The 13,092-nt window shown below is 58.7% G+C and carries 15 protein-coding genes; 14 read left to right on the plus strand and 1 reads right to left on the minus strand.

Annotation, left to right across the window (positions count from 1 at the left end; all coding sequences use genetic code 11):
* The first annotated feature begins 59 nt into the window (after positions 1–59).
* From fabD to KGB18_RS08480, 14 genes are all read left to right on the plus strand, one after another.
* Positions 60–998 (plus strand): ACP S-malonyltransferase, encoded by a 939-nt coding sequence (fabD, locus tag KGB18_RS08415; protein ID WP_052964852.1) that lies wholly within the window; start codon positions 60–62, stop codon positions 996–998.
* Positions 999–1,014: 16 nt separating this feature from the next.
* Positions 1,015–1,758, plus strand: a complete 744-nt coding sequence (fabG, locus tag KGB18_RS08420; RefSeq protein WP_123723085.1) for a 3-oxoacyl-ACP reductase FabG — start codon at positions 1,015–1,017, stop codon at positions 1,756–1,758.
* A 191-nt stretch (positions 1,759–1,949) separates the two neighbouring features.
* On the plus strand, positions 1,950–2,186 hold the full coding sequence (gene acpP / locus KGB18_RS08425) for an acyl carrier protein (RefSeq protein ID WP_003175607.1): 237 nt from the start codon (positions 1,950–1,952) through the stop codon (positions 2,184–2,186).
* A gap of 108 nt (positions 2,187–2,294) precedes the next feature.
* Positions 2,295–3,539, plus strand: a complete 1,245-nt coding sequence (fabF, locus tag KGB18_RS08430) for a beta-ketoacyl-ACP synthase II (protein ID WP_052964851.1) — start codon at positions 2,295–2,297, stop codon at positions 3,537–3,539.
* Entirely contained in the window at positions 3,539–4,354 is an 816-nt protein-coding gene (gene pabC / locus KGB18_RS08435; RefSeq protein ID WP_123723086.1) for an aminodeoxychorismate lyase, read from the plus strand. The genes fabF and pabC overlap by 1 nt, the downstream gene beginning before the upstream one ends.
* Positions 4,355–4,357: 3 nt before the next feature.
* A complete protein-coding gene (gene mltG, locus KGB18_RS08440; protein ID WP_123723087.1) occupies positions 4,358–5,560 on the plus strand; it encodes an endolytic transglycosylase MltG in 1,203 nt (400 codons plus the stop codon).
* Positions 5,561–5,579: 19 nt separating this feature from the next.
* Complete coding sequence (gene tmk, locus KGB18_RS08445) at positions 5,580–6,212, plus strand: dTMP kinase (RefSeq protein ID WP_008067785.1); 633 nt, start codon at positions 5,580–5,582, stop codon at positions 6,210–6,212.
* Positions 6,205–7,191: a DNA polymerase III subunit delta' gene (locus tag KGB18_RS08450; protein ID WP_123723088.1), complete on the plus strand. Its 987-nt coding sequence runs from the start codon at positions 6,205–6,207 to the stop codon at positions 7,189–7,191. Before tmk ends, KGB18_RS08450 begins: the two co-directional genes overlap by 8 nt.
* A 43-nt stretch (positions 7,192–7,234) precedes the next feature.
* On the plus strand, positions 7,235–7,591 hold the full coding sequence (locus KGB18_RS08455) for a PilZ domain-containing protein (RefSeq protein WP_008014345.1): 357 nt from the start codon (positions 7,235–7,237) through the stop codon (positions 7,589–7,591).
* 14 nt (positions 7,592–7,605) lie between these two features.
* Entirely contained in the window at positions 7,606–8,397 is a 792-nt protein-coding gene (locus KGB18_RS08460; protein WP_123723089.1) for a TatD family hydrolase, read from the plus strand.
* Positions 8,398–8,780: 383 nt separating this feature from the next.
* Positions 8,781–9,419: a TetR/AcrR family transcriptional regulator gene (locus tag KGB18_RS08465; RefSeq protein ID WP_007942012.1), complete on the plus strand. Its 639-nt coding sequence runs from the start codon at positions 8,781–8,783 to the stop codon at positions 9,417–9,419.
* Between the two features lie 139 nt (positions 9,420–9,558).
* A complete protein-coding gene (locus KGB18_RS08470; protein WP_095055312.1) occupies positions 9,559–10,527 on the plus strand; it encodes a GTP 3',8-cyclase MoaA in 969 nt (322 codons plus the stop codon).
* Positions 10,528–10,787: 260 nt separating this feature from the next.
* Positions 10,788–11,393: a DUF4823 domain-containing protein gene (locus KGB18_RS08475; protein ID WP_007903975.1), complete on the plus strand. Its 606-nt coding sequence runs from the start codon at positions 10,788–10,790 to the stop codon at positions 11,391–11,393.
* Positions 11,394–11,409: 16 nt separating this feature from the next.
* Positions 11,410–11,970 carry a DUF1285 domain-containing protein gene (locus KGB18_RS08480; protein WP_008067797.1) on the plus strand — a complete coding sequence of 187 codons (561 nt, stop codon included), beginning with the start codon at positions 11,410–11,412 and terminating at the stop codon, positions 11,968–11,970.
* A 63-nt stretch (positions 11,971–12,033) separates the two neighbouring features.
* Here the strand turns inward: KGB18_RS08480 and KGB18_RS08485 are convergent, their stop codons facing one another.
* A complete protein-coding gene (locus KGB18_RS08485) occupies positions 12,034–12,906 on the minus strand; it encodes an esterase/lipase family protein (protein WP_123723247.1) in 873 nt (290 codons plus the stop codon).
* Positions 12,907–13,092: the final 186 nt, after the last annotated feature.

Genomic DNA, 13,092 nt, shown 5'->3' on the forward strand with positions numbered 1-13,092 from the left:
TTGCGTTCCACAAGCGGGACGTCAATTCTCCGACGACAAGATCATTAGGGGCTTGTTACATGTCTGCTTCCCTCGCATTCGTCTTTCCAGGACAGGGTTCGCAGTCCCTCGGCATGCTGGCCGAGTTGGGCGCGCAACATCCGGTGGTCCTCGAAACATTCAAAGAAGCTTCCGATGCTCTGGGTTACGACCTGTGGGCACTGACCCAGCAAGGGCCGGAAGAACAACTCAATCAAACCGATAAAACCCAGCCGGCCATTCTGACCGCCTCGATCGCCTTGTGGCGCCTTTGGCTGGCTGAAGGCGGCGCGCGTCCGGCTTACGTTGCCGGTCACAGCCTGGGCGAATACAGCGCCCTGGTGGCTGCAGGCAGTCTGAGCCTGGGTGACGCAGTGAAGCTCGTAGAGCGTCGCGGCCAGTTGATGCAAGAGGCCGTTCCGGCCGGGCAAGGCGGCATGGCTGCAATCCTGGGTCTGGAAGATGCCGACGTGCTGGCAGCCTGTGCCGAAGCGGCGCAAGGCGAAGTGGTTAGCGCGGTCAACTTCAACTCCCCGGGCCAGGTAGTGATCGCCGGTGCGAAGGCTGCGGTCGAGCGCGCCATCGAAGGCTGCAAGGCGCGTGGCGCCAAGCGCGCCATGCCATTGCCGGTCAGCGTGCCGTCTCATTGCGAATTGATGCGCCCAGCCGCCGAGCGGTTCGCCGAGTCGATCGCAGCGATCGACTGGCAGGCACCACAGATTCCTGTAGTACAGAATGTCAGCGCCAACGTGCCGGCCGATCTGGAAACCCTCAAGCGCGATCTGCTTGAACAGCTCTACAAGCCTGTACGCTGGGTCGAGTCGGTCCAGGCGCTGGCTGCCAAGGGCGCGACCGAACTGGTCGAATGCGGCCCTGGCAAAGTACTTGCCGGTTTGAACAAACGTTGCGCCGAAGGCGTGTCGACCTCTAACCTCAATACCCCAGACGCTTTCGCTGCCGCCCGTGCAGCGCTGGCCTGAACAAGGAGAAGCTTGCATGAGTCTGCAAGGTAAAGTTGCATTGGTCACCGGTGCCAGCCGTGGTATCGGCCAGGCTATCGCTCTGGAATTGGGTCGTCAGGGTGCCATTGTTATCGGCACCGCGACTTCCGCTTCGGGGGCTGAGCGTATCGCTGCTACCCTGAAAGAAAATGGTATTCAGGGCACAGGCCTGGAACTCAATGTCACCAGCGACGAGTCCGTAGCGACCGTGCTGTCGAGCATTCAAGAGCAGTTCGGTGCGCCGGCGATCCTGGTCAATAATGCCGGTATCACCCGCGATAACCTGATGATGCGCATGAAAGATGACGAATGGCATGACGTCGTCGATACCAATCTGAACAGTCTGTTCCGCCTGTCCAAGGGTGTTTTGCGCGGCATGACCAAAGCCCGTTGGGGACGAATTATCAGTATTGGCTCGGTTGTGGGTGCCATGGGCAACGCAGGCCAAGTAAACTACGCTGCCGCCAAGGCCGGTCTGGAAGGTTTCAGCCGTGCACTGGCGCGTGAAGTCGGTTCGCGTTCGATTACGGTAAACTCGGTGACCCCTGGGTTCATCGACACCGATATGACCCGTGAACTGCCCGAGGCGCAGCGTGAAGCCATGCAGACGCAGATTCCGCTGGGTCGTCTGGGGCAAGCTCAAGAGATCGCGTCTGTGGTCGCTTTTCTTGCATCCGACGGTGCGGCTTACGTTACTGGGGCTACAATCCCGGTGAACGGCGGGATGTACATGAGTTAAATGTGACGGATTGCTTCAAAAAAATGTCATACGAGCTGTCTAAAATCCGTTATAAAGCTGCAATCTATTTATAGACAGAGGGTCGGCGGGTTTGAGGAGTGAAGCTTTCAGTTGAAAAACTGAAAAGTCTTTCTATACACTTACCCACCGGCCAGCTGCCTGAATTTGTCCATTAGGAGTGAAAACAAGGTATGAGCACCATCGAAGAGCGCGTCAAGAAAATCGTTGCTGAGCAACTGGGCGTTAAAGAAGAAGAAGTGGTCAACACTGCTTCCTTCGTTGAAGACCTGGGTGCCGACTCCCTTGACACCGTTGAGCTGGTGATGGCTCTGGAAGAGGAATTCGAGACCGAAATCCCTGACGAAGAAGCTGAGAAGATCACTACTGTACAAGCAGCAATCGACTACGTTACCAGCCACCAGGCGTAATAGTTTTTAGTCGTCGCTCGCTGTCATGGAAAAACCGCACTGCCATCATGGCGTGCGGTTTTTTCTTTAGGCCTGATGCAAAGTCGTCATTTGAAAAAGGAGAGTGCTGTGTCGCGTAGACGCGTCGTAGTCACCGGTATGGGTATGTTGTCGCCACTGGGCACGGATGTGCCGAGCAGCTGGCAGGGCATTCTGGCTGGCCGCAGTGGCATTGGTCTGATCGAACACACCGACCTTTCTGCCTATTCCACCCGTTTTGGCGGCTCGGTAAAGGGCTTCAATGTCGAGGAATACCTGTCGGTCAAGGAAGCTCGCAAACTCGACCTGTTCATTCAATACGGTCTGGCTGCAGGTTTTCAAGCCGTGCGTAACGCAGGTCTTGAGGTCACCGACGCCAATCGCGAGCGGATCGGCGTGGCCATGGGTTCGGGTATTGGCGGTCTGACCAATATCGAAGAAACCAGCCGCACGCTGCATGATTCCGGCCCACGACGGATTTCTCCGTTTTTCGTGCCTGGCTCGATCATCAATATGATTTCCGGTTTCCTGTCCATCCACTTGGGTGCACAGGGGCCTAACTACGCCATCGCTACAGCGTGTACCACCGGTACGCACTGCATCGGCATGGCGGCACGCAACATCATGTACGACGAAGCCGACGTCATGATCGCCGGTGGTGCCGAGATGGCCGCGTGTGGTCTGGGCATGGGCGGCTTCGGTGCCTCCCGCGCACTATCGACCCGCAACGACGAGCCGACCCGTGCCAGCCGTCCATGGGACAAAGGCCGTGATGGCTTCGTGCTGTCCGACGGCGCCGGCGCGCTGGTTCTCGAAGAACTGGAGCACGCCAAGGCCCGTGGCGCGACCATCTACGCCGAGCTGATCGGCTTCGGCACCAGTGGCGATGCTTACCACATGACCTCGCCACCGGCCGATGGCGCGGGTGCTGCGCGTTGCATCACCAATGCCTTGCGCGATGCGAAGATCAATGGCGATCAGGTTCAATACATCAACGCCCACGGCACTTCGACCTCGGCGGGCGACCTCGCCGAAGCCTGTGCGATCAAATCCGTGTTCGGCGATCACGCCTACAAGCTGGCCGTCAGTTCGACCAAGTCCATGACCGGTCACCTGTTGGGTGCGGCGGGCGCGGTCGAGGCGATTTTCAGCGTACTGGCAATCAACAGCCAGGTAGCACCGCCGACCATCAACCTCGATGAGCCGGACGAAGGCTGCGACCTCGACTTCGTACCCCACACCGCGCGTGGCATGGATATCGACGTGGTGCTGTCCAACTCCTTCGGATTTGGCGGTACCAATGGCTCGCTGGTGTTCCGCCGGTTCGCTGACTGATGGACAGCTGGGTCGACGGTCAACCGGCTGACGCTTTGTCGCTGAAGGATCGCGGCCTGGCTTACGGTGATGGTCTGTTCGAGACCATCGCAGTCAAGGGCGGGCAGCCGCTGCTGCTGGATCGACATTTGTCGCGTCTGGCGGAGGGTTGTTCGCGCTTGGCGATTGCCGCCGATCATGAATTGATCCGCGCGGAGCTGCTGGCCTATGCCGCCGCGCTGGGCGAGGGCGTGCTCAAACTCATCCTCACCCGCGGCGACAGCCTGCGCGGTTACGCCGTCGATCCCTCGGCTCAGGCTCGACGCATTCTGCAAGGCAATCCTCCTGCGGCTTATCCGGCTGTTCATGCGGAGCAGGGTGTTCGTCTGTTTCCTTGTGCGACACGGCTTTCCAAACAACCACTGCTCGCCGGTCTCAAGCATTTGAATCGTCTGGAGCAGGTCATCGCCCGCGCCGAATGGCAGGATACCGAGCATGCCGAAGGCTTGATGCTGGATCAGGTCGGGCGGGTGATCGAAGGCGTGTTCAGCAATCTGTTCCTGGTGCGCGATGGCGTGCTGGTGACCGCCAATCTCAAACGCTGTGGCGTGGCGGGCGTGATGCGCGCCGAATTATTGTTTCAAGCCAAGTCATTGGGGATTCCCACGCAAATCACCGATATCACCCTCGAGCAGCTGCAATGGGCTGACGAGGTCTTTGTCTGCAACAGCGTGTATGGCATTTGGCCGGTGCGCGCCTATGCCGCACTGAGCTGGCCGGTTGGGCCGCTCACCCGTAAACTCCAAACCATTGCTCGTGCGCTACTGGATGCTTGATTCGTGAGACGTAAATTCTTGCTGCTGCTGGAAACCGGATTGGTTCTGGCGGGGCTGTTGGCGGGCGCTTGCGCCTGGAAAATCAATTCGGCGCTGGAACAGCCGCTGAGCATCGCCCAGGAAGAGCTGCTGGAAGTGCCCAAAGGCACTACGCCAAACCGCACTTTCCTGCGACTTGAAGCTGATGGCGTCATCAAGGACGCTTTCTGGCTGCGCGTGTATTGGCGCTTTAACCTGGCAAGGCAACCGCTGCACAGCGGCGAATACCGCATGGTGCCCGGTATGACAGTCAACGGGCTGATAGACCTGTGGAAGCGTGGGGAAATGGTGCAGTACAGCCTGACACTGGTTGAAGGCTGGAATTTCCATCAGGTTCGCGCGGCCCTGGCCAAGGACGAAAAACTCGAGCAGACCCTCAACGGTCTGAGCGACAGCGAAGTGATGGACAAGCTCGGGCACAGCGGGATTTTTCCGGAGGGACGATTCTTCCCCGATACGTACCGTTTCGTGCGGGGCATGACCGACGCCGATCTGCTCAAGAAAGCTTACGACCGCCTCGATGAGGTCCTCCTCAAGGAATGGAACCAGCGCGCTGCCGACGTCCCTTACACCGAGCCCTATCAAGCGCTGATCATGGCCTCGCTGGTGGAAAAGGAAACCGGTGTGCCGCAGGAGCGTCGCCAGATCGCCGGCGTGTTCGTGCGGCGCATGGAGATGGGCATGCTGTTGCAGACTGATCCGACCGTGATTTACGGTCTGGGTGATCGTTACAACGGCAAGTTGACCCGCGCTCATCTCAAGGAGCCGACGCCGTATAACACTTACATGATTGCTGGGCTGCCACCGACGCCGATTGCGATGGTGGGCCGCGAAGCGATCCATGCGGCGCTGAATCCAGCGGACGGCAACAGCCTGTATTTTGTCGCGCGTGGTGATGGCAGCCACGTGTTCTCCGATGATCTGGATGCCCACAATAATGCGGTGCGCGAGTTCCAGATCAATCGACGTGCCGATTACCGGTCCAGCCCTGCGCCGACTGTTACGCCGTCGACGGAAGATAGCCAGGCGCCAATCCCGGCGGCTTCGCCCAATACGGCGTCCGAAGAAATGCCGCCAGTAGCGCCGCAAGACTCTGTGCAAGATCCCGCACAAGAATCTGCGCCAGCACCCGAAGCGGATGCGCCCGCGCCGCAAAGCCCGCAATGACTCTGACTAAGGACTGCCTGTGACTGGCTTGTTTATTACCCTGGAAGGCCCGGAAGGCGCCGGCAAGAGCACCAATCGCGAATACCTGGCCGAACGTCTGCGCGCTGCCGGGATCGAGGTGGTGTTGACCCGGGAGCCCGGCGGCACGCCCTTGGCTGAACGGATTCGTGACGTGTTGTTGGCGCCGGTCGATGAGGTCATGAATCCCGACACCGAGCTGCTGTTGGTGTTCGCCGCGCGAGCCCAGCATCTGGCCGAGGTGATCCGCCCGGCGCTGGCCCGTGGTGCGGTGGTTTTGTGCGATCGCTTTACCGATTCAACCTATGCTTACCAGGGCGGTGGTCGTGGTTTGTCACTGGAGCGCATCGCGACCCTCGAAACGTTCGTCCAGGGCGATCTGCGTCCGGACTTGACGCTGATCTTCGATCTGCCGGTAGAAGTGGGCCTGGCCCGCGCCAGCGCCCGCGGTCGCCTGGACCGCTTCGAGCTCGAAGGCCGAGCGTTTTTCGATGCGGTGCGCACAGCCTTCCTTGAGCGTGCCAAAGCGGATCCTGCACGTTATGTCCTGGTGGATGCCGCTCAGCCGCTGGCGCAGGTTCAGCAGTCTCTGGATGCCTTGTTGCCACGTCTGCTGGAGCTGACCCGTGGCTGAAGCCTATCCGTGGCAGGACAGTCTCTGGCAGCAATTGGCCGGCCGTGCCCAGCACGCCCATGCCTATTTGCTGCATGGCCCGGCCGGGATCGGCAAGCGTGCGCTGGCCGAGCGTCTGATGGCCCATTTGTTGTGTCAGCGCCCGACCGCCCAAGACGCCTGCGGTGAGTGCAAATCCTGCTTGTTGCTGAAGGCCGGCAGTCACCCCGACAACTACATCCTGGAGCCGGAAGAGGCAGACAAGGCGATCAAGGTCGATCAGGTGCGTGATCTGGTCAGCTTCGTGGTTCAGACCGCGCAGATGGGCGGTCGCAAAGTGGTGCTGATCGAGCCAGTCGAATCGATGAACATCAACGCCGCCAACGCCTTGCTGAAAAGCCTTGAAGAGCCGTCTGGCGATACCGTTTTGCTGTTGGTCAGTCACCAGACCAGCCGTCTGCTGCCGACCATCAAGAGCCGTTGCGTGCAGCAGGCCTGTCCGTTGCCGAGTGAAGCGATGAGTCTGGCTTGGCTGGCCAGCGCTTTGCCGGACTGTTTGGAAGAAGAGCGCATCGAGCTGCTGACCCTCGCCGCCGGTTCGCCATTGGCCGCGGTCAAATTGCAGGCACAGGGCGTGCGCGAGCAGCGGGCACTGGTGGTTGAAGGCGTGAAGAAACTGCTCAAGCAGCAGCAATCGCCGACGCAACTGGCCGAGGAGTGGAAAACCATTCCCATGTTGCTGCTGTTCGACTGGTTCTGCGACTGGTCGAGCCTGATCCTGCGTTATCAATTGACTCAGGATGAAGCAGGGCTGGGCCTGGCAGACATGCGCAAGGTGATTCAATACCTGGCGCAGAAATCCGCACAGGACAAAGTCCTGAATATCCAGGACTGGATTCTCGCCCAGCGGCAGAAAGTGATGAGCAAAGCCAACCTCAATCCTGCGTTGTTGCTGGAGGCGCTGTTGGTGCAATGGGTATCCTTACCTACCCAGAAGTGACCGTCTGACACTAGACTCTGATCATCAGACAGTGGAGGTCAACATGAACGAACCCATCAGTCCGGGGCCGCGCAATGGCATTTTGTCCTTGACCATCAAGGACAGGGCCGTGCTCTACGCGGCCTACATGCCGTTCATCAAGAACGGTGGCCTGTTTATTCCGACCAACAAAAGCTACAAATTGGGCGATGAGGTCTTCATGTTGCTGCACCTGATGGACGAACCGGAAAAGATTCCGGTCGCCGGCAAGGTCACCTGGATCACCCCCAAAGGTGCCCAGGGCAATCGCGCCGCCGGGGTTGGCGTGCAATTCAACGAAGGCGACAACACCGCGCGCAGTCGAATCGAAACCCATCTGGCCGGAGCCCTGAAGTCCGACCGTCCCACTCATACGATGTAAGTTGCAGCCCTTTTATGCTCGTAGATTCCCATTGTCACCTTGATCGCCTCGACCTTACCGCCCACGACGGCTCCCTGGATGCCGCGCTCGATGCGGCACGTGCGCGCGGGGTAGGGCACTTTCTGTGTATTGGCGTCAGCGCCGATAACGCCGCCGACGTCAAAGCCCTGGCCGAACGTTACGACGATGTCGACTGTTCGGTCGGCGTGCATCCACTCGATGTGCAGCCGGGTGCCGCACCGGCGCTGGATTGGCTGTTGCGCGAGCTCAATCATCCGCGGGTGGTGGCGATCGGTGAAACCGGCCTGGATTATCACTACGAGCCGGAAGCGGCAGCGTTGCAGCAGGAATCGTTCCGTCTGCACCTGCAAGCGGCGGGGCAGACCGGCAAACCGGTGATCATTCATACCCGTGGCGCGCGGGCCGATACCCTTGAACTGCTACGCGAAGCGGCGCTGCCTCAGGCGGGCGTGCTGCATTGCTTCACCGAAGACTGGGAGATGGCCAAGGCTGCGCTGGACATGGGGTATTACATTTCCTTGTCCGGTATTGTCACTTTTCGCAATGCCGATGCCCTGCGGGATGTGGCCAGCAAGGTACCGGCTGACCGGTTGTTGGTGGAAACCGACTCGCCGTACCTGGCGCCGATCCCTTATCGCGGCAAACCGAACCTGCCGCAATACGTACGTGAGGTAGCGGAGTTTCTGGCAATGTTGCGAGGTGAGTCCTACGAGCGATTTGCCGAGCAGACCACCGAGAATTTCAAGCGTTTGTTCCCGTTGGCGCACGTCAGGGCATCGGTGTAACGTTAGAAAAGCTCGCAGCCTATGGGATTTTTGGCCGCTGAATCGCAGGCAAAAAAAACCCGGGTTCTGGGGGGTGAATCCGGGTTAAGACCATTAGGAGTAAAACAAAGGCACGCAATCCTTTGGTACCTTCATCGGCGCGACACTTGGGGGAGATGCCTCGCCGACAGTTGAAGTATTGATCAGTATTGCGCCGAGTCCAGTTTAGCTGGTCGGGTTTTTAAACAAATTTGGAATACGCGCGCTTCGGTTGAGTTCTCATCAACCGACGAGGGTGTTCGAATTCATCAAGAAACACATATATGGTCGGATGATCCGTGCATTTTGGCGTAAGTTAGGCATAATACGCGGCTTCGAATTTTGACCCCTACAGACCTTTTCTTATGCATAAAGAACCTCGTAAGGTCCGTGAGTTTCGTCGCCGCGAGCAAGAAATTCTCGATACCGCGCTCAAGCTGTTCCTCGAACAAGGTGAAGACAGCGTCACCGTCGAGATGATTGCTGATGCCGTCGGTATCGGCAAAGGCACGATCTACAAGCACTTCAAATCCAAGGCGGAGATCTATCTGCGCCTGATGCTCGATTACGAGCGCGATTTGAACGAGCTGTTGCATTCGGCCGATGTCGATAAGGACAAGGAAGCCCTGTCCAGGGCCTACTTCGAATTCCGCATGCGCGATCCGCAACGCTATCGGTTGTTCGATCGCCTGGAAGAAAAGGTGGTCAAGGGCAACCAGGTGCCGGAGATGGTCGAGGAACTGCACAAGATCCGCGCCTCGAACTTCGAACGCCTGACCCTGCTGATCAAGGGCCGGATCAGCGAAGGCAAGCTCGAAGACGTGCCGCCTTACTTCCATTACTGCGCGGCCTGGGCGCTGGTGCACGGCGCCGTGGCGCTGTATCACTCGCCGTTCTGGAGCAACGTGCTGGAAGATCAGGAAGGTTTCTTCCAGTTCCTGATGGACATCGGCGTGCGCATGGGCAACAAACGCAAGCGCGACACCGACACGCCGAGCAGCTGAACCATTCAGTTGCCTTATTGCGCCATGATTTAGCTACATGGCGCAGTACCGCAGGAATATACTCAGGCATAGGGCTTGCTAAAACTTGATTTGTGAGTCAAGTTTTGCGCGTTCGAATCTTCTTTCGCCGGAGTGATCCATGATCGTTGACCGTCAAGGCAGGCGTTTTCGCAATTTGCGGATCAGTCTGACCTCAGCCTGCAATTACGCTTGTACCTACTGCGTGCCCAACGGCAAGCGGCTGGTGGCTGCGCAGGATGAGTTGTCGGCGGAGGCCATGGCGCGCGGCGTGGCCTATCTGATCGAGGCGGCGGGCATCGAGCGTTTGCGCATTACCGGTGGCGAGCCACTGGTCAGTCCCAAACTCGAAGCCTTCATGACCGCCGTCGGGCAGATGGGCCTGGCGGATATCAGCCTGACCACCAATGGCCAGTTACTGGCGAAGAAGCTGCCACTGCTGGTGGATGCCGGTATTCGGCGCATCAACGTTTCCCTCGATACCCTGGATGCCAGCGCTTTTCGCAGCATTGCGCGCGGTGGTGATCTGGCGACCGTCCTCGACGGCATGGGCCAGGCCGCCGCGGCCGGCATGAAGATCAAGGTCAATATGGTGCCGTTGCGTGGGCAGAACCTCGATCAGGTGATGCCACTGCTCGACTATTGCCTGGAGCGCGGCTACGAGTTGCGTTTCATCGAGTTGATGCGCATGGGCCATCTGGCCAGCGATTCCAACGCCTTCCTGCAGCAGTTCGTCAGCCTTCAGCAGTTGCTGAGCCTGATCGGCGAGCGCTACGAGTACCTTCAGGCCGATGCGCCGGTCGATGCTACGGCGGTGCGTTACCAGATTCCGGGGCTGGGCCACTTCGGCGTGATCGCCAACGAAAGCGTTCCGTTCTGCCGCACCTGTTCGCGTCTACGCTTGTCGTCCACTGGTTGGCTGCATGGCTGCCTGTCGTCGAGCAATCGCCACTATGTCGGCGACCTGCTGGACAAGCCTCGTCATCAGGCGCTACCAGCGTTGCAGCGACTGCTGGTTAAAGCGTTGGGGGACAAGCAGGAAGTGGCGTTCTCCGGTGGCGCGACCATCATGAAAATCATCGGCGGCTGATCGGGCCTTGTGGTGAGGGGAGCTTGCTGTGGCGAGGGAGCTTGCTCCCGCTGGGTCGCGAAGCGGCCCCAAAAAAAATCCCCGTTTCGTCAGAATTAGCGCATTCATCGCTCTACGACGGCTACGCCGCCGAACGGGAGCAAGCTCCCTCGCCACAGGTCTGTATTCTCAGCCTGAAAATGCACATGACCTGAGCTGGCGCGGAAGCTGCATCCCATGGCCATTCGCCGGTTTTCCGTCACCGGCCTCTGGAGGGTAGGATGCGTAGCCTGGTTTTGCTGCTGGCCGTTTTGGCGCTTGGTGGCTGCATGAATGTCAGCGATATGGCCGAAGGGACTCGCTACCACATGAGCGACGCGGGCCTGCTGGACCACAGCGACAGCCGTCGCGTGAATAACTTCCGCATTCAGCCGGACTCGTTTATCTACATCGCCCAGGGTGCTTTCGTGCCGCCGGGCAATGCCTACCCGCGCCCTAACGTGGTGGCCGAAGAGGCCTTCAACGGCTTTATCGAATATTTCCCGATGGTCCGCCGCGCCCGTGCGCCGGAAGGCCTCGACGCTGCCATGGGCGAAGCCCGTGCCGCCGGCGCCCATTACCTGCTTTACACGCGTTTCGCCAAGGCCGACGACCGCATCGGCAACTCGGACGAATGGCTCGACCAGGAGCACGTGGATCGCCTCGGCATCGACAACGGCGTGATTCAAATCATGTTGATCGAGACCAGCACCCAGTATTTGATTGATACTGCACGTATCAAGAGTCGTGGCGGTTTACTGACGTTCCACGACAACAAGCCAGAAGACTTGCTGGGCCCGCCGCTGGAGCAATACGCTCGTAGCCTGCTGGGGCTCAGCGACCAGTAATTCATAGGAGAACGCCATGAGTGGCCCGCAAAAAGCCAACGACCTGTTGGGGCAAATCCCCAAAACCAAAGGCTTGCCGCCCGTCCACTTGTGGAACCCCGACTTCTGCGGCGATATCGACATGCGCATCGCCCGCGATGGCACCTGGTATTATCTGGGCACGCCGATCGGGCGCAAGCCGATGGTCAAGCTGTTCTCCACCATTATTCGCCGCGATGGCGATGATTACTTTCTGATTACCCCGGTCGAAAAGGTTGGCATCAAGGTCGACGACGCGCCGTTCGTGGCGATTGCCGTGGAGGTCGAAGGCGAGGGTGAAGCTCAGGTCTTGCGCTTTACCACCAACGTTGATGAAACGGCCGATGCCGGCGCCGAGCACCCTATGCGCGTGGTGATCGATCCGGTTACTCAAGAGCCCGCGCCATACGTGCATGTGCGCACCAACCTTGAAGCACTGATTCACCGCAATGTGTTCTACCAACTGGTGGAACTGGCGGTGAGCCGTGAAATCGACGGGCAGCGTTGGCTAGGCGTGTGGAGCGGTGGCGAATTCTTCCCTATCGGACTTGAGCCGTAACGCGCTGTGCTTCTGTGCTGTAAAAAAAACGGCCCGTTATTTCAACGGGCCGTTTTTTTTCGCTTACAAACCTTTGCTCCTGAGTCGCTCTGCATGTTCCAGGTAGAGCCTGACCGGGCTCACGTTCCAGCTGTCGACTCCGGCTATCTGATTGACTGCATCAAAGTGGTCCATCGGGTAATCCGAGCGAATCACTTTGCCCAAGTGCGAGCTGTAGCGGCCGACCAGCCCATCGTTGGCGTTTTCCTCTTTATAAAACAGCTTCGATAGCACGATACAATTCAAATGACTCGGGTCGAGTGGTTGCAGACTTTGGAAGTTCTGCACGATCCCGCTCCAGGAGTAGTAATACACGCCGTTTTCAACTTCGTTGCCTTCCCCGCCCCAAACCTTTGGCATCCCTTGCGGGTACTTGCGATTGAAGGCCGCCAACCCTGCGCTGGTCAGCGATTCGAATGCCGCCTCAGCATCAATCGGGTTTTCCGGATGGCCGCTGATCAGCGAAATGAAGGTGCCGACTGCGCCCAGCAGGGCCAGTACGAACGCTTCGGGTAACTCACCGGGCGTCAGTGCCTTATGCAGTTGATCGGCAATCTCGGAGCCATGATTGGGGCAACTGACCGAGGTGACCGACGCGACTTTTTCCGGGTGCAGCGCTGCTACGTAGCGTGCGGCCAGGGGGCCTTGGCTATGGCCGATCAGATTGACCTTGGCAGCTCCGGTTTCCAGCAAAATGCGGTTGACGTGTTCGAGCAGTTTTTCACCGCGTTCCTCATTACCGTTGACGGTTGGAATATTGACGGCAAACACCTGGGCGCCGGCGCGTTCCAGGGCTTCCTCGATTTCGAAGAAGTAGGGATAACCGGCGATTTTATCGAAGCCGAAAAGACCGTGAACCAACACAATGGGGTATTTCGTAGACGCATCCATGTCCATGTTCATACCTATCAATAGCGGATTTGAAGGGGAGCAGATCGCTGACTGCCTGATCTGTTGCGGCTAACCGTAGTTTACAAAGTGGATGGGATCAAAGCGCTTCGAGCAGGATTCGGACGAACAGCCATGTCCATGTTGGCGGGGCAGCTGAAAATCCAATTGACACCCAATCATATGATGATTAGC

The sequence above is a fragment of the Pseudomonas sp. BF-R-26 genome (assembly GCF_019947395.1).
In the GTDB taxonomy this organism is placed as follows: domain Bacteria; phylum Pseudomonadota; class Gammaproteobacteria; order Pseudomonadales; family Pseudomonadaceae; genus Aquipseudomonas; species Aquipseudomonas farris.